This is a genomic window from Brevibacillus borstelensis, assembly GCF_003710865.1.
Lineage (GTDB): Bacteria > Bacillota > Bacilli > Brevibacillales > Brevibacillaceae > Brevibacillus > Brevibacillus borstelensis.
On the sequence record NZ_RHHO01000011.1, the window covers coordinates 39,777 to 60,363 of the forward strand.

Below are 20,587 nucleotides of genomic sequence, written 5' to 3' on the forward strand. Positions count from 1 at the left end.
GTATGCTGCGTAACCTGCGCCATAAATTGATTGTCGCGTTTATCGGATTTATCATCATCCCGCTCTGCCTGCTCGGGGCAGTCACGTATGTTCTCTCGCAAAACGCCATTCAGCAGCGCTACGGCGAGCATACGGAAGAGACGCTGAAGGCTTTGGGCAGAAATCTCCAGTACGTTTTATCGGAGATTGGCAATGTCTCCGATGCCGGGATCACCAGCCCTGCCCTCCAGCCGTTTCTCACGGCCAACTCAACCTCGCAGGCCAACGAGCTTCTGGAGACGAACGAGGCGGAGATGGCACTGCGCCGCGTTTTTTTCATCCACCCGGCTGTGCAGTACGTAGCGTTGTACCGGCTCGATGGGCGCATGTTCAAAACGTTTCGCCCGCAGGGGCAGACGATTCCGTACGAGACATTTATCCATCATCCGATTGTCGGGCAGGTCATCGAGAAAAACGGCCACCCCGTGTGGATAGGTCCGTATGAACAGCCTGATCTGAGCGCAAACGACAAGGTATTTACGCAGGTGCGTCTCGTCAAGGACATGAACAACTTTGACGACAGGGCCATTCTTCTGATGGAAGTGAAAATAAACGAGCTGCACCGGATGTTTTCCCAGACGCCGCTGTCCTATCGGCAGAACGGCCGCTATCTGATCGCGAACAAGCAGGGGGCGGTTCTGTACGATTCGCGAACGGAGCTGGGCGGCACCAACCTCTTGAGGTCAGCTCCGTTTCAGCCGGATCTGGAGTATCAGAGCTATCGGGGCATGCTGCAGGACGAGGACAGCCTCTTTTCTGTCTACAAGCTGCCCGCGAGCGAATGGTACCTCGTTTCCGTCGCTTCCTGGGCGACTGTCTCCCATGACAGTACGACGATTGCCCGCTGGGTCGGCGGGGTCTTGCTGCTTTCCCTGATCGCCGCACTCCTTTTCAACATGCTGTTCGTCAACAGAATCACCCAGACGATCATTCAGATCGTGCGTTTGATGAAGCGGGCCGAGCGGGGGGACCTCACCGTTCGGGCAAAGCCGTCCGGGGACGACGAGCTGACGAGGCTGGCCGGAGGGTTCAACAGCATGGTCGGAACGATCCAGCATCTGCTGGAGGAGGTGAAGCGGGAGCAGGAGCGAAAAAAGCGGGCGGAGCTTGCACTGCTTCAGGCACAGATTCACCCGCATTTCCTGTTTAACACGCTGGAGTCGATCAATGTACTGGCGATCCAGAATGAAGGGCACAGGGTAAGCCAGATGATTTACCGGCTGGGCAATATTCTCCGCATCAGCATCAGCGACCGGGAGCACATCCCGATCAGGCGCGAGCTGGAGCATTTGCGCAGCTATCTGGAAATTCAATCGTTCCGGTTTGAAAATCTGTTCTCCTACGAAATTCAGATACCTGTTCATTTGTATGAGTACTCGATCCTCAAGCTAACCCTGCAGCCGCTCGTAGAAAACAGCATCCAGCACGGCTTCGAGGGAATCAGCCGGCCCGGATTCATCTCCATTACAGCGGAAGAGAGACAGGACTCGATTGTTCTCACTGTCCGCGACAACGGCAAGGGAATGACCGCAGACCAACTGGCCCTGCTGGCTGAGTCCGGCATGAGGAAGCAAGCGGAAGGGCAGGCAAAGGGGGCTACAGACGGCCGTCTGGCGAGGGACCGGAACGCGGAAAATGTCTCTTTGCAGGGACGCTCGGACCGCCGGGGCCTGGGCGTGGCCAACGTCGCTGACCGGATACGGATTTCCTATGGAAGGGCGTACGGACTCTTTCTGTGCAGCATGCCGGGCGAAGGGACGACGGTGCGGTGCGTGATTCCGAAGTACAGTCAGGAGGAGTTGCATGAGGCTGAACGTCATGCTGGTGGATGATGAGATTCATATTCTGAAAAATTTGAACATGGTCATCCCGTGGGAGATGCTGGATATGCAGGTCGTCTCCCTGGCGCAAAACGGGGCCGAAGCATGGGCCGCCTTTCAGGAGCATCGGCCTGATCTGATTTTGTCCGACATTCGCATGCCGATCATGGACGGAGTCTCTTTGGTCAAGGAAATTCGCGACGCGGGAGAGGCGTGCGAGGTGATCATGCTGACGGGCTTCACCGATTTTGAGTACACCCGCTCGGCGATCCGCTACGGTGTCAAGGACTACATCGTCAAACCGATCAACTATCAGGAGCTGCATGAGGTGATCGAGAGGGTAGGCGGGGAAATCCGCCAGCGCAAGCAGGCCCGCTTGCTGGAGGAAAAAGTGTGGCGGGAGTTTACCGAGCTGGCCAAGCAAAAGTACTTGTTCGATGCGCTGATGGGGCAAGCGGCAGGGCATAGCCATTACACAATCACGGGGAAAACGCAGACGTGGGGGGAGAAATATGCAGTGTTCGTCGCCGATCTGGACGATTACCCGCAGCTTGCTCGTCACTGGAGCCATGAGGAACGCAACCTGTGGAATTTTTCCGTGCAAAACGTGCTCCGCGACAGCTTTTCCTCGGTTGTGGGAAAAGAGAGTGCCTTGGTCCTGACAATGCGCGAGGGCGAATGGTGTTTGCTGGCGTTGAGAGAAAGTCCACTGGAGGAAGCGGAGATACGCTCCTGGGCAAGCCGCCTGCAAAAGGCCGTCTCCCAACACCTCGCTTTCTCGATCAGCGTCGGCTACTATACGGAAATTGTTGCCGTGCCGGAGCTTTCCGCTGTCTACCAGCAGGTGAAAAAAGCGATTCACTTCGATCTCGCACGTCACGAGAAGGCGATTTTTGCTGTAGAGCCGGAGACATCGCAAGAAAGCGCCACCGGGTACAACTGGTGGAGTCTTCTCGAAGAGCTGCTGTCCGGTTTGAAGCGGCATGACCTGGCCTCGATCAAGCGGACGCTTTCCCGCATGCGAGATGACCTGCAGCCTACGTCCAGATATTCGCTGACGCGGACGGAGCAAATCCTGCGCTATTATCTGCTCCATCTGGTGCGGGAGATGAAGGACATGCAGATTATCACCGGACAGCTTGAGGAGCTGGTCTGGATGAAGCTGGAGCGGGCGCAGGGGATCAGGGAGCTTTTGCAGGTCATTCATCAGGTCCTGGAGGACAGCATCCGGGAAAGCGTAAAAAAGAAGACCGGCGACGTGCTGATGATCAGGGCGATGGAATACATCCAAAAGCACCTCACCCGGGATTTGGGCGTAGAAGAGGTGGCCGGGCATCTCGGCATCAGCTCCAGCTACTTCAGCCTTTTGTTCAAGCAGCATACGCGGCTCACTTTTGTCGAGTATTTGACACAGCAGCGAATGGAGCGTGCCCGTTTTCTCCTGTCCATGAGCGGAAAAACCATTCATGAAATCAGCCGGGAAGTGGGCTATCCGGACCGGCGGTATTTTTCCAAAGTATTTCAAAGGAACATCGGACTTACGCCGTCGGAATACCGCGAGCAGGCAGCACAAAAAGAATGAGGGAGTGGAGCGAAATGAGAACGATCGGAGATTTGAGCTTGCGAGAAAAAATCGGACAAATGCTGGTGTGCGGCTTTGACGGCCACCAACCGACGGACGGGATTCGCGACTTGATCCGGCAATACGGGCTGGGCAACATCATCTACTTTAGCCGCAATGCCGGCTCGGTAGAACAAGTGCACAGGCTTTCAAGCGAGCTAAAGCAGTGGGCGGCAGAGCACAGCGACATTCCGCTGGGCATCGCAATTGATCAGGAGGGCGGGATGGTAACCCGTGTGACGAACGGAGTCACGCCCTTGCCGGGAAATATGGCCATTGGAGCTACCCGGGATGAGTCTGCCGCTTTTGAATTGGCCAGGATTAGCGGAAGTGAACTTCGTTTATTAGGCATAAATATAAACTTTGCTCCCGCAGTGGATATCAACAATAACCCGCTCAATCCCGTGATCGGCGTCCGCTCCTACGGGGAAACGCCGGAGCTGGTGAGCAGGATGGGGGTTGCGGCGGTTCGCGGCTTCCAGTCGGCGGGGATCGCGGCGACGGTGAAGCACTTCCCCGGACATGGGGATACGAGCGTGGACTCGCATTTTGACATACCAGTTCTCCCGCTTGATCGCAAGCGCTTGGAGCAGCTGGAGCTGGTGCCGTTCAAAAAGGCGGTGGAAGCGGGAGTAGACATGGTGATGACAGCGCATATCGTGCTGCCTGAAATCGAGCCGAAGAAGCTGCCGAGCACGTTGTCTCCCGCAGTCATTACCGGTATTTTGAGAGAAGAATGGGGCTATGACGGCATCGTGATTACCGATTGCCTGGAGATGGACGCGATCGCCGCTCATTACGGTGTGGGGCCGGCTGCCGTCATGGCAGTCGAAGCAGGAGTCGACCTGATCATGGTCAGCCACCGGTACGACCGTCAGCGGGAAGCGTTTGAGGCCCTGCTGCAAGCCGTTATAGACGGCAGAATCTCTGAGGAGCGCATCGACCGATCCGTCACGAGAATCTTGCGGCTCAAGCAGCAGCGAAAGATGGAGGAGGCCATGCTTCCCTGGGAAGCTGTCGAACCCCGGCTGGAAGCAGCGGAAGAGCGGCGGACTGCCGAGCGGATCAGCGAGCAAAGCATCACGGTCGTAAAGGATGAAGGGAAGAACCTGCCGCTGCGGAGAGGAGCGGACACATGCGTCATCTGGCCGGTGGTCAGGGCGGCCAACGACGCGGACGAACGCTACGCGGACAAGGAGACGCTCGCTTCTTACCTGAGCAGTATGGGGATGCAGATTGTTGAAAACGTCGTAGCGACGAACCCGACACCCGAAGAGATCGCACAGGCAGTCGCCTCCAGCAAAGGCTTCGGGCAGGTCATCGTCGCCACGTACAATGCCGCCTTTTTCCCCGGGCAATCCAAGCTGGTCGACGAGCTGCTCGCCGTCCACGGAAAACGGCTGATCGTCGCAGCCATTCGCAATCCGTTTGATTACTCCCTCTTTCCCGAGGCGGGGACGTATGTATGCAGTTATGAAAGCAGACCGCTCGCCATGCAATCGCTGGCACGGGTGCTCACGGGCCGCGTTTCGCCGACGGGAAAGCTGCCGGTCACGCTGTCGACAAACTTTGCCTTCGGCTGGAGAGGGTAGTTGCGTTACAATAGAGGAGGACAAGGATCGATGAACGAATTTCAAGTCAGAGCGATTACACCGGAAGACAGGGGATGGCTGGCGGGCTTTTTGGAACAGCAGTGGGGCAGTCCGCAGATGGTCTACGGGGATCAAGTGTACCATTGCGACCAGCTTCCTGGTTTTGTCGCCCTGTACGGGGAAAAGACAGCGGGCTTGGTTACGTATACAGAGACAGGGGATGGTTGGCAGATCGTCTCCTTGGACAGCCTCCGCGAGGGAATGGGGATCGGCAGTGCCCTCATGCTCGCGGTAGAGCGGGCGGCTATGCAAAATGGAATAAAGCGGATATGGCTTTTGACGACCAATGACAATCTGAACGCGCTGCGTTTTTATCAAAAGCGCGGCTACGAATTGGTCGAGGTACGGCGAAACGCTGTGGAGCAGGCGAGAAGGCTGAAGCCCTCTATTCCCGTGATTGGCACGGACGGCATCCCTTTGCGAGACGAGATCGAGCTGGAAAAGCCGTTGAAGCTGGAATAACTGATAAAGCCGGAACAGCTCATGAAGCTGGAGTTACCGTTTAAGCCGGAACAGCTCATGAGGCTGGAATACCCGGCGAGGATTGGCAAACCGTTTGCTTCCCCGTCAGTCGCAAGTCGCTCACAAGGCAGAAATCGTCTCAACACTAGCAGCATTCGCATGGAGGGATACACAATGTCAGATAGATTTGCCCTGCGGGGAAGGGTAATAACAAACGGACAGGACATCCTGGACGGACTGGTCGTGGTGAATGGCTCTGTCGTTGCGTACGCCGGAACGGCAGACGGGTACGGAGAGGAATGGCCGGAGCAAGTGGAGCGGGTGGAGAACGGCTTTATTTGCCCGGGCTTTGTGGATATGCATATGCACGGGATTGCCGGCAGCGACACGATGGACGGGACCCCTGAAGCGCTGCAGACGATTTCCCGTGCGCTGGCGGGCTATGGCGTCACTTCGTTTTTGGCGACCACGATGACCGCTCCTTATGCTGATTTGGAAAAGGCGATCCGCAATGTGGTGGCAGTATCTCGGCAGGGAATGGACGGAGCATCCATCGTCGGAATTCATCTGGAGGGGCCATGGATTAACCCGAGGTACAAAGGAGCGCAAAAAGAGGAAAATATCGCAGTCCCCAAGCTGGAGGATGTTCGCCGTTTGTACGAGCTGGCCGATGGTCTTATGAAAGTAGTGACGATCGCACCGGAACAGCCCGAGGCGACCGAAGCGATTCGATGGCTGAAGGAACAGGGGGTCGTCGTTTCCGCCGGGCATACCGGCGCCAGCTTTGACCAGGCGGGGAAAGCCGTGGAGAGCGGCGTCTGCCACTTTACCCACTGCTTCAATGCGATGACGGGCCTTCATCACCGCGAGCCGGGAGTCGTCGGCGCGGCCATGTACCACGAGCAGCTGAGCACCGAGCTGATCGCTGATGGCGTGCATGTGCATCCAGCCGTTATGCGGATTTTGTACCGCGTCAAATCGGCGGCGCGGCTCGCGCTGGTCAGCGACTCCATGCGCGCGGCCGCATTGGGCGAGGGCACGTACGATCTCGGCGGACAGGAAGTGCATGTCCGCGGTGCGGAAGCCCAACTGGCAGACGGTACCCTGGCCGGGAGCATCCTGACGCTGAACCGCGCCGTGCAAAACATGGTCGTGCTGTCGGGAGTGCCGCTTGCAGAAGCAGTGGCGATGGCATCGGAAACGCCTGCCAACATCCTTGGGCTTGGCACGCAGAAAGGAAAGCTGCAAGCCGGGTTTGACGCAGATCTGGTCGTGCTTGGGGACGATTTTGAAGTGCAATCTACTTATGTAAGCGGAAGGCTTGTTTATCGGGTGCAAAAGTAGAGTGACTGGGCGCTGTTTCCCTTTCTGCTTGGTAAGAGATTGCAGTCCAGTGATTAGCTTAATAGATAACAGTGAAAGACCGCCTAACTTATTAAGCTAAAGGCGGTCTGTTTTTGGGTAAAAATAAACTTTTAGATTTATATATTAACATTAGTCCAATATAGCCTAACTTCGAATGAGTGAAAAAAACAAGACTTGTGCATTCTTGATTAAGGCTCTATTTCGTTTTCAGACGTAAATTGCAGTAGTGTCTGGGCAAAGGTTTCAAAAATCTTATAAAGGCTACTTTATACTCGGAGGGATGCGCGAAACGACTGAAATTGCAAAGTAATGACCAAATATGGATTATTATGTAACATTCTCTCTTTTGCAACGTTAATGTAAATAGGAGGTGGTATCTACTATGTAATAACAATATGTTAGAGAATTAAAAAATATTAATTACGAAAGGTGGTAGCAAGATTAATGAAAAAATTTTTATCGTTAGGTTTAGCTCTCTCACTTGCGGTTGTTGGTAATTTTACTTTAATTGAAGGTGCATCTGCTAAAATATGTGACAACGACCCTACGTCAAGTTCAGGTTGCACCCATAATTACGATGGTTCTTGGACCTATAAAAGTGGCCAGTCAGGTAGTTATAACAAGGATCATCGCGTAATTTCAGAGCGAGGAGGTACTTGGTATGAATGGGGGATGGGGAGTCTACCAGCAGGACGTGCAACATTAGAAGTATACTTAGCAAATGCTGATTTCACAAATAGGGAAGCTATGTACTATATATTGCACCAAGGTTTGACATATGAGGAATATGTTGGTTCAGTCAATCAATATTCAGCTAGATCGGGTTGGAATGAAGTGGGGACCATGAGGCTAGATTCGGGTAAGACATGGGTTATTTTATATGGTAAGGATGAGAGTGGAAGATCAAATACCCAAACAGGTGCTGACGCTGTTTCTCTGTGATAAAAACGAATATAAATGAAAGGGAGGTTTTAACAGATGAAAAAGAAATTTGTAGCCATTCTTGCAACTTCCTTAGTAGGTCTTGGATTGACTGGATTTTATACACTGAAAGGGACTGCAGCGGAATCTACATCAAACGAAAGTAGTCAACAATACTCTTCACTTGAGGCGAACTCCACTAGTCATTCCTTGGTTTCCGTTCAAAATAAAATGCTGAATGCAATTGATCATTATCAAAGTGCTACAGGTTCTTACAGGGCTATACTGACGCCAATTGGCGTGGATGAGATAGTAGATTTTGAGGTTTATCGGGGAGCAAATCCTCGAAGCCATGTCAAAGTAATGGACAACAAGAGCAAAGTACTTAAGGAAACAGCTTTTGACGGAAACATGTTCATGTCGATTAATCATACCAATAAAACATATTTACAAAACAAAACAGCAACTCAACAGCAGACTGTGGCACTCGGCCAAAACACTCCTCGCTCATATAAAAATGATCAAGGAGAATTGGTATTCGTAAAAAGGCAGGACCCCGCTTTCTCAGGGGTGGCAAATGATGTATTATTCCCTCAAGACTATGCGTTTTGGTTAACACCTGACAATCATAAAGTAGTAGGAGAAGAAAAACTGTTAAATCGTACTTCAATCGTCATTGAAGGGGAGCATGACGATCCAATTTTGGCTGAAAAACATCAATCTACCCATTTTAAAATGTGGATAGATAAAGAAACGGGAGTATTGCTAAAATTAGTAGAGACAAATAGTAAAGATGAAGTTACGAACTCCATAGAAGTCCTTTCTATCGAGTTTGATAAACAGCAAGATGTTTCATCCTTGTCCAAAATGCAAGCTGTTCCTTCTGACTATAAAGATGTTTCGAAAAAGTTGAGGGATCGTGAAAATAGAGAGCAGAAAAAATCCGAGAAGGAAAATGAAAATTGAGTACGGAGATCATTTAGTAGGGCAGTTCCAAAAGTCTATCTGATGTAGACGAAAGGGACTGCCCTTTCTTCAGTGCGTAGGAGCTAGGCTTCCCTAAGAGTAGTTAGCCAGTTTTTTAAATCAAAACTACATACAAAAACACTTTTAATCCACGCTTTGTTTTTTCGTTGATTCACTACTCCTCTCCCTCCAAACCTGCTCCAGCCCCATCACAATCATCGTCCCAAACAACAGCCCGTTGCCCAGCGTATACCGGATGACCGACGGCAGCTCCTGAAAGACAGACGGCGGGAAAAACATCGAGCCTACACCAAAGAGCAGGCCGATCCCGATGATGGTCAGGCGGCGCTGGTCGAGCTGTGTCTGGACGAGCGATTGCAGGCCGATGCCGACCATCTGGACAAAGGAGGCGAGTACCGCCGCATACGCGACCGGGCCGGGAAGCATGGTCAGCAGCCGGATCACGCCGGGGAAGAAGGCAGCAGCAGCCATGATCAGGCAGGCCAGGAGAAACGGAATGCTGCTCCTTTGACCAGTGAGCCGAACGAAGCCGGCCGAGCCGGATAGAGGCACCATTCCAACTGTCGAGAAAAGGGCGGACAGCAGATGGGAAAAACCGCCGACTACCGAGCTGCGGGAAAGCTCCGCAGGCTCCAGTCCGGGCGTTCCCGTTTGCACCTGCTTCATCGCCGCGATGCTGGCGAAGGTGTTGGACAGCAGGATCATGACGATCAATATACTCGATGCGGCCATGCCTGGATCCCACAGCGGAGCTCCCCAGGCGAGCGCTTCGGGAACCTGGAGCAAGGTCTCGGCAGGGGCCGGATGCTTCCATATGCCCGCTATGTAGAAGGCCACGCAGCCCGTCAGGATGCCGATCAGAACCGCATAGCTTTTCACCCAGCCCTTTCCGCGAAAAGAGAGAACGAGGACTGTGGAAAAAACGAGAAGAGCGAGCAGTGCCGACGTCCAATTCGCTTTCGCCGGATTGCCGCTCACACCGGCCATTCCCTGCAAAAACGTTCCGCTTACCTGCAAGGCGAGCAGAAGCAGGTATACCCCCGATACGAGCGGAGTAAACAAGGGAAGCATGCGGCGCACCAGTCCGGTCACCCCGAACAGGATGAGCAGTACGCCTGCCGCGATCATGCCGGATTCCAAAAGCTGGAGCGTTTCGGATACATTGGCGCCGGTACGGACAGCGGTCTCTCCCATGATGATAAAGACGACGAGCCAGGTGCCAGCCGGTCCATCCACGATGGGGAACCGGTGGCCGAGCCAGCCCTGCAAAAAGGAACTGATCCCGACGATAAAAAAGGTCCGCTGCATCAGTCCGGTAATGTCCGGATCGGGCAGATGAAAGACTTGGCCGATAACGATAGGAAGGGCGACTGCATTGGCCAGTAAAAATACCAGCCATTGCAGCGCCCCGATCCCGTGGTTTAATCCTTGTTTGTTCATGTTCACTTTAGCTTATCTCCGTTTAGTCGAATTTGATTATTCGAATCGTTCGGTATGTGATTCAGGTGATCGGGTGACAAAGAGGGTCCGACGTTATTTGCGATCCGTGAACTTCTCATGAAACACGCGATCGCTTAAAAGGAAGCGTCTCTTGTTAAAAGACGGACAGCAGATGATGAGGAATCTTCTCCGCATCCACGTCTACGCAAACTTCGATTTCATGGCCTTCGCTCGGCTTGGTGCGCAGATCGGCCACAACCGAACCGGCGCAGTACACACCCTCGGTCTCGATACTGACTTTCATCGTTTGCGTGCGAACCACCCATGGCATACGCGCTACGAGAACCGTAAGCGGATCATGCGTCGGGCAAGCGCCCATCAGGTTGTCTACTTGCCAATAGAAGCGGAAATAATGCTGCAGGGCGTCGTTCATGTACTGCACGATCGGCTTGTTTTCCGGGCGGCAGTAGCCTGCGGCTGCATCGAGGTGCTGCTGTGTCAGTCTGACCTTCATCGTAACGTCCAGTCCGACCATGGTGATTTTCAGGCCGGATTTCATAACAGCCGCGACTGCCTCAGGATCGCCGCGGAAGTTGGCTTCCGCTTTCGGCGTCACATTGCCGGGAGCAAAGACCGTTCCGCCCATGATATAGACGTGCTTCACTTTTTTCGGAAGCTCCGGATCGATCTCGAGCGCTTCCGCCAGGTTGGTCAATCGGCCGAGGGTGACCAAGGTCAATTCCCCGCCCAATTCATTTGCCTTGCGGACGATAAACTGAGCTGCCGACTCGGAGAGTGCCTGCTGCTCGGAAGCGGGCAGGTCCACGTCTCCGATCCCGTTGTTCCCGTGAACGTGGGAGACCGGGCCGGCCCATTCGCGGGTGAGCGGCTTGGCAGCTCCCATGGCTACCGGGACTTCATAGCCGGGATTGGCCAGCTTGATCAAGCGCAGAGTGTTGTCAGTTGCCTGCGCCACACTGGCGTTGCCAAATACCGTAGTGATGCCTTCTACTTTGACATCTGGCGCTTTCAATGCGTGAAGGATCGCGAGAGAATCATCAATACCGGTGTCTGCGTCGATGAGCATTCTGATTACGTCTGTCATGGAATACCTCCAAAAAGTTCATTCCCCGATCAAAAGGCGATGGGGAATGGAATGAATTTACGTAAATAAAGTTTTGCGATGCTTGCGGATGGCGTAAACAACGAGCGCGACGATTGTTACGATGTACGGCACCATCTTGATGAATTGGCTCGGAATGACATTTCCGGGTGTCGTTTCGATAATCATCGTCATCGCTGTTGCCAGCGCAAACACGGCGGAACCGGCTAAAATTCCAAACGGATTGCGGTTTCCGAAAATCACGACGGCAAGCGCCAAAAATCCGGTACCGGCTGTCATGTCGCGAACGAACATGCTGGTCATCCCCATCGAGAGATAAGACCCTGCCAAGCCGGCGAAGAAACCGCTCCAAACGAGTGCCGAATACTGAATCCGTACGACCGGAATCCCGAGTGAGCGGGCTGCGCCTGGTTCTTCCCCGGTGGCACGCAAATGGGTTCCATATGGAGTGTGGTACAAAAGGTAGTAGCAAAAAACAACTGCGAGAATAGAAACCCAGACCATCAAATTATGACCGCTCAACAGCTTCCCGATGAATGGAATTTGATCCAGAAACGGAATCACGACATTGGGAATGGACACTGGATTCTCTGGTACATAGCTTCCGTGGGAATCGTACAAAATGCTCATCATCAATACTGTAATGCCGGCACCGAAAATATTGACGGCAAATCCGGTGACGATGATGTCCACGTTCATTTTCAGCGAGAAGAACGCCATTGCGTAGCTGACAATCATTGCGGCAAGCACGCCGGCAGCCATCCCGATGATCCAACTGCCTGTAGCAGAACCTGCAGCGACCGAAGTAAATGCGGATACGAGCATCAGTCCTTCGATCCCGATGTTGATTACACCGGCACGGTCGGTCATCAGACCGCCCAATGCCCCGAGCAGAATAGGGGGCATCATCCGCAGGAGGATGACAAACAGCGTTAAGTTAATGGTTTGTTCCCACAGACTACTTAGCAACGCGCTCACCTCCACGGGACGACATCAGTTTGCGCTGTTTCAGGTAAGCGAAAATCGCTTGAGAAGAGACGAAAATCACCAACAATGCTTGAATAATGATTGCCAAATCTCGAGGAACGTCGCTGTTTGCCTGCATGATCTGGCCGCCTACCTGCAAATACGCATAGAAGAAGGCCGACAGCAAAACAGCGATAGGGTGGTTGCGAGCCAAAAGAGAGACGATGATTCCGTCAAACCCGAGGCCGGCAGAAAAGTTGTCTTTCAACGTTCCGTGAAGGCCGATCACTTCGACGGTACCGCCCAGACCGGCAAGCGCGCCGCTGATGGCGATGCTGAGTATCAGCACCTTTTTCGGCTTGATGCCGCCGTACTCCGCGAACAGCGGGTTTTTCCCTACTGTGCGAAGCTCATAACCGGTTTTGGTCTTGTAGAGCAGCAGGTATACAGCCAACGCTGCCAGCAGCGCAAGCAGAAAGCCCGCGTGTGTAGGGAATCCGTCAAAAATGGGTCCCAGCTTCGCGCTCTCCTGTACGAACGGGAGACGGGCAAAGCCGCCGCTGTCCGGTGCCTTGAAAACGTAGTTCAGCAAATACGAAACAAACAGCGTGGCGATAAAGTTAAACATCAACGTAGATACGATCTCGTCGGCTTTGAAATAGGCCTTAAGCACACCGGGCAAAAAGCCGTACAAAGCGCCTCCGATCAGTGACGCCAAAACTACGAGCGGAATGTGTATCCATGGAGACATTTCCGGCAGATAGACGGCCACCAAAGCACCGGTCAACGCGCCGATATACAACTGGCCTTCCGCCCCCATGCTGAACACGCCGCTTTGAAAGACGACGACGATCGCCAGACCGGTGAAGACGAGAGGAATCATCCGGTTGAGAATCGAACCGAAGCTGAACAGCGTCGTAAATGGTTCGATCAGCAATGCTTGCAGCGCCGCGACAGGCTCATCGCTCACGAGAAAGATGACGAAAATACCGATGACCAGCGCCGCGACAATAGCCAATAAGATACCGAGGAGATCGAGGTATACTGCACTTCGCTGATTCATGTGGCACTCGCCCTCTTTTCTTGCTTTTTAACGCCCAACATGTAGAAGCCGATTTCTTCTTCGGTCAGGCTCTCTGAATTTTCCAAAATAACGGCCAGCTCTCCATTGTAGAGAACCCCGATCCGGTCGCTCAGGCTCATCACTTCTGACAGCTCGGCAGAGACGAGCAGGACCGCTGCTCCTTCGTCGCGCTTTTTGACGATCTCCTTGTGGATGAACTCGATGGAGCCGATGTCGACGCCTCGCGTCGGCTGGGCGGCGATCAGCAGCTTGGGATTTTTGGAAATCTCCCGGGCGACGACGATTTTTTGAATGTTTCCGCCTGACAGTGCCCCCGCCAGCGTATCGCGGCTCTGGGTGCGAATATCAAATTCCTGGATCAGCTTGTCCGCATGCTCATTGATTTTCTTTTGATTGAGAAAGAGACCGCGTCGAAACGATTTGTCACGATACAAATCCAGGATCAAATTTTCCTTGATAGAGGAAGTCAGGCAGGCACCTCTGGTCTGTCGATCTTCCGGAATGTGGCCAATCCCGATGTTGCGAATTTCTTCGATGCTTTTTCCTGCCAAATCTTGGCTGAGAAAGGTAATGCGGCCCTTGAAGTTTTTGCGGAAGCCGGTAATGACTTCGATCAATTCAGTCTGGCCGTTTCCTTCCACACCGGCGATGCCGAAGATTTCACCAGCTCGCACCTGGAAGGAAATATCGTTCAACACCTGCTTGCCCGTTTCTGATACATAGCTGACCTCATCGAGTGAGAGAACGGTCTCTTTGGGCTTGGCGGGCTGCTTTTCGACCCGCAACAGCACATCCCGTCCTACCATCAAGCGCGAAATCTCTTCTTTGGAGGTTTCGGAGGTAATCAGGGTAGAGATGGTTTTTCCTGCACGCAAAACCGTGATTCGGTCGGAAATTTCCATGACTTCATTCAGCTTGTGCGTGATAAAGATGATCGTATAGCCTTGTGACACCAGCTTCTTCAAAGATTGGAACAGTTCATCCGTTTCCTGAGGGGTGAGGACCGCGGTCGGCTCATCGAGAATGATGAGCCGTGCTCCACGGTACAAAACCTTCAAGATTTCTACGCGCTGCTTCAGGCCTACGGAAATGTTCTCTACTTTGGCATTCGGATCGACCTTGAGGCCGAACTCTTGAATCAGACGTTGCGTTTCCGCGATGGCTTTTTGATGGTCGGACAGGACACCCTTTGTCGGCTCGGAGCCGAGCACGATGTTTTGGGCGACAGTGAAGGAGGGGACCAGCATAAAATGCTGGTGCACCATCCCGATTTCGTATTTGATCGCATCTTTTGGACTCTTCAGAACGACTTTGTCGCCCCGGTAAAAAATATCCCCTTCGGTAGGGCTCTCAAGACCGAACAAAATCTTCATCAGTGTCGATTTTCCTGCACCGTTTTCGCCTACAAGTGCATGGATTTCGCCTTGTCGGACGGAGAACGAAACGCCTTGATTGGCTTTTGTGCCATTCGGATACACCTTGTGTATATTGCGCATTTCCAGCAGGTCAGCCATGGCGTACCTCCTAATTCATCTTGATTAATCTTGTTTAATCTTGATTTCTCCGCTGACTACTTTTACTTGAAGCTCGTCCATCTTGTCGCGGATTGCTTGCGGAACATGCTCGTTGTACAGATCGTCCTTCGCCAGGCCTACACCTTCTTCGTAAATACCGAGAGACTCGTTTTGGCCGAATGGCAGGTCGCCTTTTTTGTACAAATCGATGGCGCGGTAGATCGAGTTTCCAACGTTTTTCAGCATAGAGGTAAGAACGTGACCCGGTTGTACCATGTTTTGGTTGCTGTTGACACCGATTGCATATTTGCCGGATTCTTTAGCCGCTTCCAGACCGCCGATACCTGCAGGACCAGCAACGGTGAAGATGATGTCAACGTTTTGGGAGTTGTATTGGGCCAGGGACAGCTCTTTGCCTTTTGGCGCATTGTTGAAGTCGCCGACAAAGGAAGAGATGACTTTTACTTCAGGATCGATAAACTGTGCGCCTTGCTCATAACCAGCTTTAAAGTCGTTGATGATCGGAATGTCCATACCGCCGAGGAAGCCGATGGTTTTATCCGGGTTGGCCGCTTTCAAATCTGTGCTCGTAGTTACCATCGCGGCAAAAGCGCCAGCCAGGAAGGAGCCTTCGCGTTGGTTGTATCTCACAGAGTAGATGTTTGGCACATCGGTAATGGTTTCATCAAAATAGATGAACTTTTGCTCAGGATAACGCTTGGCCAGATCGATCGTCGTTTCTTTCATTTGGCTTGTCCCAACGACAATGACCTCGTATTTTTTGCTTGCGACCATGGATTCCAGACCGGTAGGCCAGTCGGATTGGTTAGCTCCGCCTTGAACGGTTTTTACTTCGATGCCCAGCTCTTTTTCCGCTTTGTCCAGTCCTTCTTTCGCGGAGTCGAAGAAGCCGCTGTCTCCCAGGTTTCCGCTTACATAGTAGCCGACAGACAATTTCTTTTCTGCCGATGCATCTGTTTTTGCATCGCCTTTGCTCGCCTCTTTCGGCTTCGCAGCGTTGTCAGCTCCGGAACCTCCGCCGCAGCCGGTCAAGGCCATGGACAGAATCAAAAGACTTGCTCCAATTTTTCCCAACAGACTTTTCTTCATGTTGTTTCCCCCATTTTTTATATGAAAATTAGTGAAACCGATGGAATTATTCCGGCTGCAGGAGCTGCAATGCGAACGCTTTCACTTCATCCAGCGTTGGCATTCCAGCCTGTGCGCCAAATCGGGTAACGGCAAGTGCCGATACTTTTCCGGCAAAGCGGACGGCCTTGTCCAGCTCGTAGCCGATTGACAGGGCGTAGCCAAGGCCAGCGTTGAAAGCATCGCCGGCGCCGGTCGTATCTATGACCTGCACATGATGGGCCGGGACGGATACGAGATTTTTCCCCGACTCCTTGTACACAGAGCCTGCTGCGCCAAGTGTAGTGACCACACAGCGGGGACCCATTTCCAGGAGGGCATCGATTGCTTTTTCGAGGCCGTCTCCATAAGGGTCAATACCGGTGAGCAGGTAAAGCTCGGAGCGGTTTGGCGTCATGTAGTCGACAGACTGCATCAGGCCCAAAGGAAGCTTTTGAGCAGGTGCTGGATTCAAAATGACGGTTTTCCCGTGCCGCTTCGCCAGCTGTGCCGAAGCGACTACTGTCTCCAACGGTATCTCCAGCTGGAGGAGGACCAGATCGGCAGCGGCAATTGTCTCCTCGAGTCCTTCGATATTCTCGGGCAGGCAAAGTGCGTTTGCCCCAGGAACGACGACAATGTGATTGTCATCGTGAGCAATCATGATAGAAGCAAGACCAGTAGGAGCATCGGAAGTCTTGGTCACGCGCTTGGTGACGACCTGGTTGTCTGCAAGCGACTGTGTCAGCGCTCCTCCGAAAGCGTCGTCACCAACCATTCCGACCATGACGGTATGTGCTCCCAGCCTGGAAGCGGCTACGGCCTGATTCCCGCCTTTGCCGCCGGGGATGAAGTGAGCCCTGGTGCCTGTAATGGTCTCTCCCACTTGTGGAAAACGGGGAGCTTCGACGACGATGTCCATATTCAGACTCCCGATGACCACAATGTTTGGTTGTCTCATGGTGTTTTCATGTCCTTTCTCGTAGAGCCTCTTGCGATCAATTCCACATCGAATTCATAGATTTGATTGTCAACAGCCACTCCCTCGATTTTTTGAATCAATAAGCGGGTCGACAATGCTCCCATGTCATAAATCGGCTGAGAGATGGTCGTCAACTCCGGCTCGGTAATTACGGTCAGCTCGATGCCGTCAAAGCCGCACAGGGCGACTTGATTCGGAACGGACAAGCCCATTTGCTGCAATTTTTTCAAAGCCCCGAGCGCCATCAGGTCATTGCCGGCAAAGATGCCGTCCACGTCGGGATGACGGGCCAGCAGATGTTCGACGGCCTCCATCCCTCCGTTGATCCGGAAGTGGCCGGGGACCATCAGGCTCGGGGTAAACCACTCAAAATGACGGACGGAGTCCTCGTAGCCGAGCAGTCGCTCTTTTCCTGTCGCCGTTTCCTGCGGTCCGTAGATGTGGGCGATTTTTTTGCACCCGATCTCCAGCAGATGGCGGACAGCCAGGGTCGCTCCCTCGTAATTCTTGGAGCGGACGACATAACAGGAGGCTTTTGAAGGAGCACGATCGAGAAGGACGAGTGGAATGCCGGCTTCGTTCATGGCGCTGATATCGGCCGCCTTCAATGAATGCGTGGCAAACAGAATGCCGTCAACATACCGTTTTTTCAGCACGTTGATATACGTTTGCTCTTTGCCGGAATCGTTGTCGGAGTTGCAGATCAGTACGGTATACCCGTACAAACGAGCGACGTCTTCCACTGCACGGGCCAGCTCGGAAAAAAACGGGTTGGAAATATCGGGCATGATGAGTGCGATCGTTTCCGTTTTTTTGCTGGCCAAGCCTCTCGCCACTTTGTTCGGTTCGTAGTTCAACATTTTGATGGCCTGCTGCACGGCCTGTTCCGTTTCTTTGTTGACGTAACCGTTCTTGTTGATGACACGGGAGACAGTTGCTACCGAGACACCGGCGAGCTTAGCCACATCTCTAATCGTTGCCAATCAGCACCATCCTCTTTGTAATCAGGATTGCAATGAAAAACCGATTACATATTGATGAAAAAGGGTGAAAACCTAGATTTTTCAGGCGTTTGCGAGTGTTTTTGATCATTGTGTGTAACCGGTTACACATCGGATAGGTCTAATAGTAAGCGATTAAGGATAATCTTGTCAAACATAAGATTCAGAATTTTTTGTTTCCATTATTTAGAAAATTTATGTAAATCTCTCCTCTGGCAAGGATGGAGTCCGACAGGGAAAACGATCGGACTGATCGGAATCAAAGGAAACGAAGGGATGAGAAGCGAAAATGGAGAGAATGAGAAACAGGCGATGTTAGAAAGCGGGGAAATCAGAGATGAATATTGTTGTTGTCGGCAGTCTCAATATGGATCTCGTATCGCACGTCCCTCGCTTGCCGAAAGCGGGGGAAACGATTACGAGCACATCGTTTCAAACCATTCCGGGAGGGAAGGGCGCCAATCAGGCTGTAGCCGCGGCAAGGCTGGGCGCTAACGTGCATATGATCGGAAAGGTGGGCTGCGATACATATGGGGACATGCTGCTGGAAAGCTTGGCTGATTCACTCGTAAATACAGGAGGCATCGGGAGGGAGGGGACGACGGGAATGGCCTTGATCAACGTCAGCGGCCGCGGCGAGAACAATATTGTGCTTGTTCCGGGCGCCAATGGCATGATGGGAAAGGCGGACATTGATCGGCACATACGGCTGCTGGAGGGCTGTGACGTTCTGTTGGTTCAACTGGAAATCCCGCTTGCAGTCGTGGAATATGCAGTCAAACTGGCGCATGATAGGGGCAAACTGGTTGTTTTGAATCCGGCTCCCGCCCAATCGCTGTCGCCTTCGTTTTTGCGGCATGTCGATACGGTCACTCCCAATGAAACGGAGCTTGAGCTTTTGTCGGGAATGCCCGTAGAGACGCTGTCCGAAATCGAAGCGGCTGCGGAAAAGCTGCTCGGACTAGGTCCGAAGCGTATCGTTGTGACGATGGGAGAGAAGGGGGCGCTCATCGTCAATGCGGATGGAGCGACACACATCCCCGCCCTTAAAGTGCAGGCGGTGGATACGACGGCTGCGGGGGATTCCTTTACGGCAGCCTTTACCGTCGGAATGGCAAAGGGGATGACCGACGAAGAGGCGGGCACATTCGCCAGCAGGGTTGCGGCGATTGCCGTGACCAGGCACGGAGCGCAGCCTTCCCTGCCGACCCTCGCGGAGGTGGATGCCCTGCAGGCAGAATAAACATGAAAGACAGGGAACGGCTGCAGCGGCGCCACCACAATGGAACGCTGCAGCCAGGTCCAAGGACAGGCAGCGTAAATTAAGCCTGCTGATCCAGCAGCTCCATCACCCAGCGGCACCAGTTCAGCTCCTCGCGCATACTGCTAACTCCCCTGCTCAAGAGGATGTATTCGCCGAAATACGGTGAACCGTGGTCTTGAGGCGTACCGTCGCAAGCAAGCTTCAGCTCTTCCAAAAAGGTTTCATACATGTTCAGTTGTTCCAGGCAATGGGCTTCTCTTTCTTCAAACAGCTTTCGAGCGGTGTTGCGGTCAGTCAGCCAGAGGCAATACGTTTTCAGAAACAGCTCGTCGCGCAGGACCGGCTCGGAGGTGGACTGGGTCAGCCACTCGCGAAGTGCAGTCCGCCCTTTTTCTGTAATGGAATACACTTTCTTGTCTGGCCGATCTGTCTGCGGAACCCGCGTAAATTCCAAATAGCCCTCCTGCTCCATCTTGGCCAGCAGAGGATAGATTTGACTGTGTTTGGCCTGCCAGAACGGTTGCAGTTGGAGCATCAGGTCATAGCCGGAGCTGGGTGTACGCGCTACCAGTCCAAGCAATCCATACGCCAGAGTGTTCAAGGGTGTACCCTCCTGATTCCTATTAATAGCGTAATTATATAAAGAGAGGACAGGGGTTTCAACCGAGCCTTGAGCTGTTGAAAGCCTCTTTTTTTGACGTTTCGCTAAATTGCTGGTAGTAGTGTGTGTAAAGAATGGATAGGTTATTTTCAGCAGGTGGGCCGCAAAGGTCACTGAGCATGCTCTCTCGCGTTCTTGCAGGCCGAAATATAACCCTGGCCGGGTATCAGTTCCTTCGGTGTTTGAAACAATAAGGGGGAACATCAGGAGGGATGGCAGCATGGCTTGGGTTTATTTGGTGATTGCGGGATTGTTTGAAGTCGTTTGGGCGATCGGGTTGAAATACAGCGAAGGGTGGAGCAAGCTGGTGCCGAGTGCAATTACTGTAGTTGGCATGGGCATCAGCTTTTACTTTTTGTCTATGGCACTCAAAGCGCTTCCAATCGGGACGGCATATGCGATTTGGACGGGCATTGGCGCGCTTGGAACGGTCGTTGTCGGCATGATCGCATTTGGGGAGCCGAGCAATATCATGCGGATCGTCTTCTTGCTTTGCATCATTGCGGGGATTGTCGGATTGAAGCTGACAGCCGGAGGGTGATTGAACGGTCGGGAAG

At 52.9% G+C, this 20,587-nt stretch carries 18 protein-coding genes; 9 read left to right on the top strand and 9 right to left on the bottom strand.

The features are described from left to right. The first annotated feature begins 2 nt into the window (after nucleotides 1-2). The 7 genes from EDM54_RS05050 (at nucleotide 3) to EDM54_RS05075 (ending at nucleotide 8,846) form a co-directional block, all read left to right on the top strand. Nucleotides 3-1,871, top strand: coding sequence for a cache domain-containing sensor histidine kinase (locus EDM54_RS05050; RefSeq protein WP_031931872.1), 1,869 nt, complete (start codon nucleotides 3-5; stop codon nucleotides 1,869-1,871). Next, a complete protein-coding gene (locus EDM54_RS05055) occupies nucleotides 1,843-3,441 on the top strand; it encodes a response regulator (RefSeq protein ID WP_031931871.1) in 1,599 nt (532 codons plus the stop codon). Before EDM54_RS05050 ends, EDM54_RS05055 begins: the two co-directional genes overlap by 29 nt. A 14-nt stretch (nucleotides 3,442-3,455) precedes the next feature. Continuing rightward, nucleotides 3,456-5,072, top strand: a complete 1,617-nt coding sequence (locus EDM54_RS05060; protein WP_031931870.1) for a glycoside hydrolase family 3 protein — start codon at nucleotides 3,456-3,458, stop codon at nucleotides 5,070-5,072. Nucleotides 5,073-5,102: 30 nt separating this feature from the next. Then, on the top strand, nucleotides 5,103-5,594 hold the full coding sequence (locus tag EDM54_RS05065; RefSeq protein WP_122957882.1) for a GNAT family N-acetyltransferase: 492 nt from the start codon (nucleotides 5,103-5,105) through the stop codon (nucleotides 5,592-5,594). Nucleotides 5,595-5,768: 174 nt separating this feature from the next. Then, nucleotides 5,769-6,938 carry an N-acetylglucosamine-6-phosphate deacetylase gene (gene nagA / locus EDM54_RS05070; protein WP_122957883.1) on the top strand — a complete coding sequence of 390 codons (1,170 nt, stop codon included), beginning with the start codon at nucleotides 5,769-5,771 and terminating at the stop codon, nucleotides 6,936-6,938. 465 nt (nucleotides 6,939-7,403) lie between these two features. Then, nucleotides 7,404-7,901, top strand: a complete 498-nt coding sequence (locus EDM54_RS26200) for a carbohydrate-binding protein (RefSeq protein WP_141334132.1) — start codon at nucleotides 7,404-7,406, stop codon at nucleotides 7,899-7,901. A 36-nt stretch (nucleotides 7,902-7,937) separates the two neighbouring features. Then, nucleotides 7,938-8,846 (top strand): LolA-like protein, encoded by a 909-nt coding sequence (locus tag EDM54_RS05075; protein ID WP_024983923.1) that lies wholly within the window; start codon nucleotides 7,938-7,940, stop codon nucleotides 8,844-8,846. Nucleotides 8,847-8,990: 144 nt separating this feature from the next. On the opposite strand, the gene EDM54_RS05080 is transcribed toward EDM54_RS05075, so the two are convergent. The 8 genes from EDM54_RS05080 to EDM54_RS05115 form a co-directional block, all read right to left on the bottom strand. After that, nucleotides 8,991-10,307: a purine/pyrimidine permease gene (locus EDM54_RS05080; RefSeq protein WP_122957940.1), complete on the bottom strand. Its 1,317-nt coding sequence runs from the start codon at nucleotides 10,305-10,307 to the stop codon at nucleotides 8,991-8,993. A 154-nt stretch (nucleotides 10,308-10,461) separates the two neighbouring features. Continuing rightward, nucleotides 10,462-11,412, bottom strand: coding sequence for a nucleoside hydrolase (locus tag EDM54_RS05085; protein ID WP_122957884.1), 951 nt, complete (start codon nucleotides 11,410-11,412; stop codon nucleotides 10,462-10,464). 57 nt (nucleotides 11,413-11,469) lie between these two features. Next, nucleotides 11,470-12,399, bottom strand: coding sequence for an ABC transporter permease (locus tag EDM54_RS05090; RefSeq protein WP_122957885.1), 930 nt, complete (start codon nucleotides 12,397-12,399; stop codon nucleotides 11,470-11,472). After that, nucleotides 12,389-13,459 (bottom strand): ABC transporter permease, encoded by a 1,071-nt coding sequence (locus tag EDM54_RS05095; RefSeq protein WP_122957886.1) that lies wholly within the window; start codon nucleotides 13,457-13,459, stop codon nucleotides 12,389-12,391. The genes EDM54_RS05090 and EDM54_RS05095 overlap by 11 nt, the downstream gene beginning before the upstream one ends. Then, complete coding sequence (locus tag EDM54_RS05100) at nucleotides 13,456-14,994, bottom strand: ABC transporter ATP-binding protein (RefSeq protein ID WP_003388952.1); 1,539 nt, start codon at nucleotides 14,992-14,994, stop codon at nucleotides 13,456-13,458. The genes EDM54_RS05095 and EDM54_RS05100 overlap by 4 nt, the downstream gene beginning before the upstream one ends. 24 nt (nucleotides 14,995-15,018) lie before the next feature. After that, nucleotides 15,019-16,104 carry a BMP family lipoprotein gene (locus tag EDM54_RS05105; protein ID WP_003388954.1) on the bottom strand — a complete coding sequence of 362 codons (1,086 nt, stop codon included), beginning with the start codon at nucleotides 16,102-16,104 and terminating at the stop codon, nucleotides 15,019-15,021. A 46-nt stretch (nucleotides 16,105-16,150) separates the two neighbouring features. Then, the gene (rbsK, locus tag EDM54_RS05110) at nucleotides 16,151-17,083 is read right to left on the bottom strand and encodes a ribokinase (protein WP_003388956.1); all 933 of its coding nucleotides are present in this window, start codon (nucleotides 17,081-17,083) and stop codon (nucleotides 16,151-16,153) included. Continuing rightward, nucleotides 17,080-18,087, bottom strand: coding sequence for a LacI family DNA-binding transcriptional regulator (locus EDM54_RS05115; protein ID WP_003388957.1), 1,008 nt, complete (start codon nucleotides 18,085-18,087; stop codon nucleotides 17,080-17,082). The genes rbsK (EDM54_RS05110) and EDM54_RS05115 overlap by 4 nt, the downstream gene beginning before the upstream one ends. A 355-nt stretch (nucleotides 18,088-18,442) precedes the next feature. Between EDM54_RS05115 and rbsK (EDM54_RS05120) the strand changes: the two genes are divergently transcribed. Beyond that, complete coding sequence (gene rbsK, locus EDM54_RS05120) at nucleotides 18,443-19,348, top strand: ribokinase (protein ID WP_003388958.1); 906 nt, start codon at nucleotides 18,443-18,445, stop codon at nucleotides 19,346-19,348. 79 nt (nucleotides 19,349-19,427) lie between these two features. On the opposite strand, the gene EDM54_RS05125 is transcribed toward rbsK (EDM54_RS05120), so the two are convergent. Next, nucleotides 19,428-19,970, bottom strand: a complete 543-nt coding sequence (locus EDM54_RS05125) for a PadR family transcriptional regulator (protein ID WP_003388959.1) — start codon at nucleotides 19,968-19,970, stop codon at nucleotides 19,428-19,430. A gap of 280 nt (nucleotides 19,971-20,250) precedes the next feature. Here EDM54_RS05125 and sugE point away from each other — a divergent pair, with 280 nt between their 5' ends. Further along, nucleotides 20,251-20,571 carry a quaternary ammonium compound efflux SMR transporter SugE gene (gene sugE / locus EDM54_RS05130; protein WP_003388960.1) on the top strand — a complete coding sequence of 107 codons (321 nt, stop codon included), beginning with the start codon at nucleotides 20,251-20,253 and terminating at the stop codon, nucleotides 20,569-20,571. Nucleotides 20,572-20,587 lie beyond the last annotated feature (16 nt).

Excerpts from the sequence above, each read along its gene's own strand:
- rbsK (WP_003388956.1), bottom strand. The coding sequence starts at position 17,083 with ATGAGACAACCAAACATTGTGGTCATCGGGAGTCTGAATATGGACATC.
- rbsK (WP_003388958.1), top strand. The coding sequence starts at position 18,443 with ATGAATATTGTTGTTGTCGGCAGTCTCAATATGGATCTCGTATCGCAC.
- sugE (WP_003388960.1), top strand. The coding sequence starts at position 20,251 with ATGGCTTGGGTTTATTTGGTGATTGCGGGATTGTTTGAAGTCGTTTGG.
- EDM54_RS05100 (WP_003388952.1), bottom strand. The coding sequence starts at position 14,994 with ATGGCTGACCTGCTGGAAATGCGCAATATACACAAGGTGTATCCGAAT.
- EDM54_RS05105 (WP_003388954.1), bottom strand. The coding sequence starts at position 16,104 with ATGAAGAAAAGTCTGTTGGGAAAAATTGGAGCAAGTCTTTTGATTCTG.
- EDM54_RS26200 (WP_141334132.1), top strand. The coding sequence starts at position 7,404 with ATGAAAAAATTTTTATCGTTAGGTTTAGCTCTCTCACTTGCGGTTGTT.
- EDM54_RS05055 (WP_031931871.1), top strand. The coding sequence starts at position 1,843 with ATGAGGCTGAACGTCATGCTGGTGGATGATGAGATTCATATTCTGAAA.
- EDM54_RS05085 (WP_122957884.1), bottom strand. The coding sequence starts at position 11,412 with ATGACAGACGTAATCAGAATGCTCATCGACGCAGACACCGGTATTGAT.
- nagA (WP_122957883.1), top strand. The coding sequence starts at position 5,769 with ATGTCAGATAGATTTGCCCTGCGGGGAAGGGTAATAACAAACGGACAG.
- EDM54_RS05050 (WP_031931872.1), top strand. The coding sequence starts at position 3 with ATGCTGCGTAACCTGCGCCATAAATTGATTGTCGCGTTTATCGGATTT.
- EDM54_RS05060 (WP_031931870.1), top strand. The coding sequence starts at position 3,456 with ATGAGAACGATCGGAGATTTGAGCTTGCGAGAAAAAATCGGACAAATG.
- EDM54_RS05065 (WP_122957882.1), top strand. The coding sequence starts at position 5,103 with ATGAACGAATTTCAAGTCAGAGCGATTACACCGGAAGACAGGGGATGG.
- EDM54_RS05075 (WP_024983923.1), top strand. The coding sequence starts at position 7,938 with ATGAAAAAGAAATTTGTAGCCATTCTTGCAACTTCCTTAGTAGGTCTT.
- EDM54_RS05080 (WP_122957940.1), bottom strand. The coding sequence starts at position 10,307 with ATGAACAAACAAGGATTAAACCACGGGATCGGGGCGCTGCAATGGCTG.
- EDM54_RS05095 (WP_122957886.1), bottom strand. The coding sequence starts at position 13,459 with ATGAATCAGCGAAGTGCAGTATACCTCGATCTCCTCGGTATCTTATTG.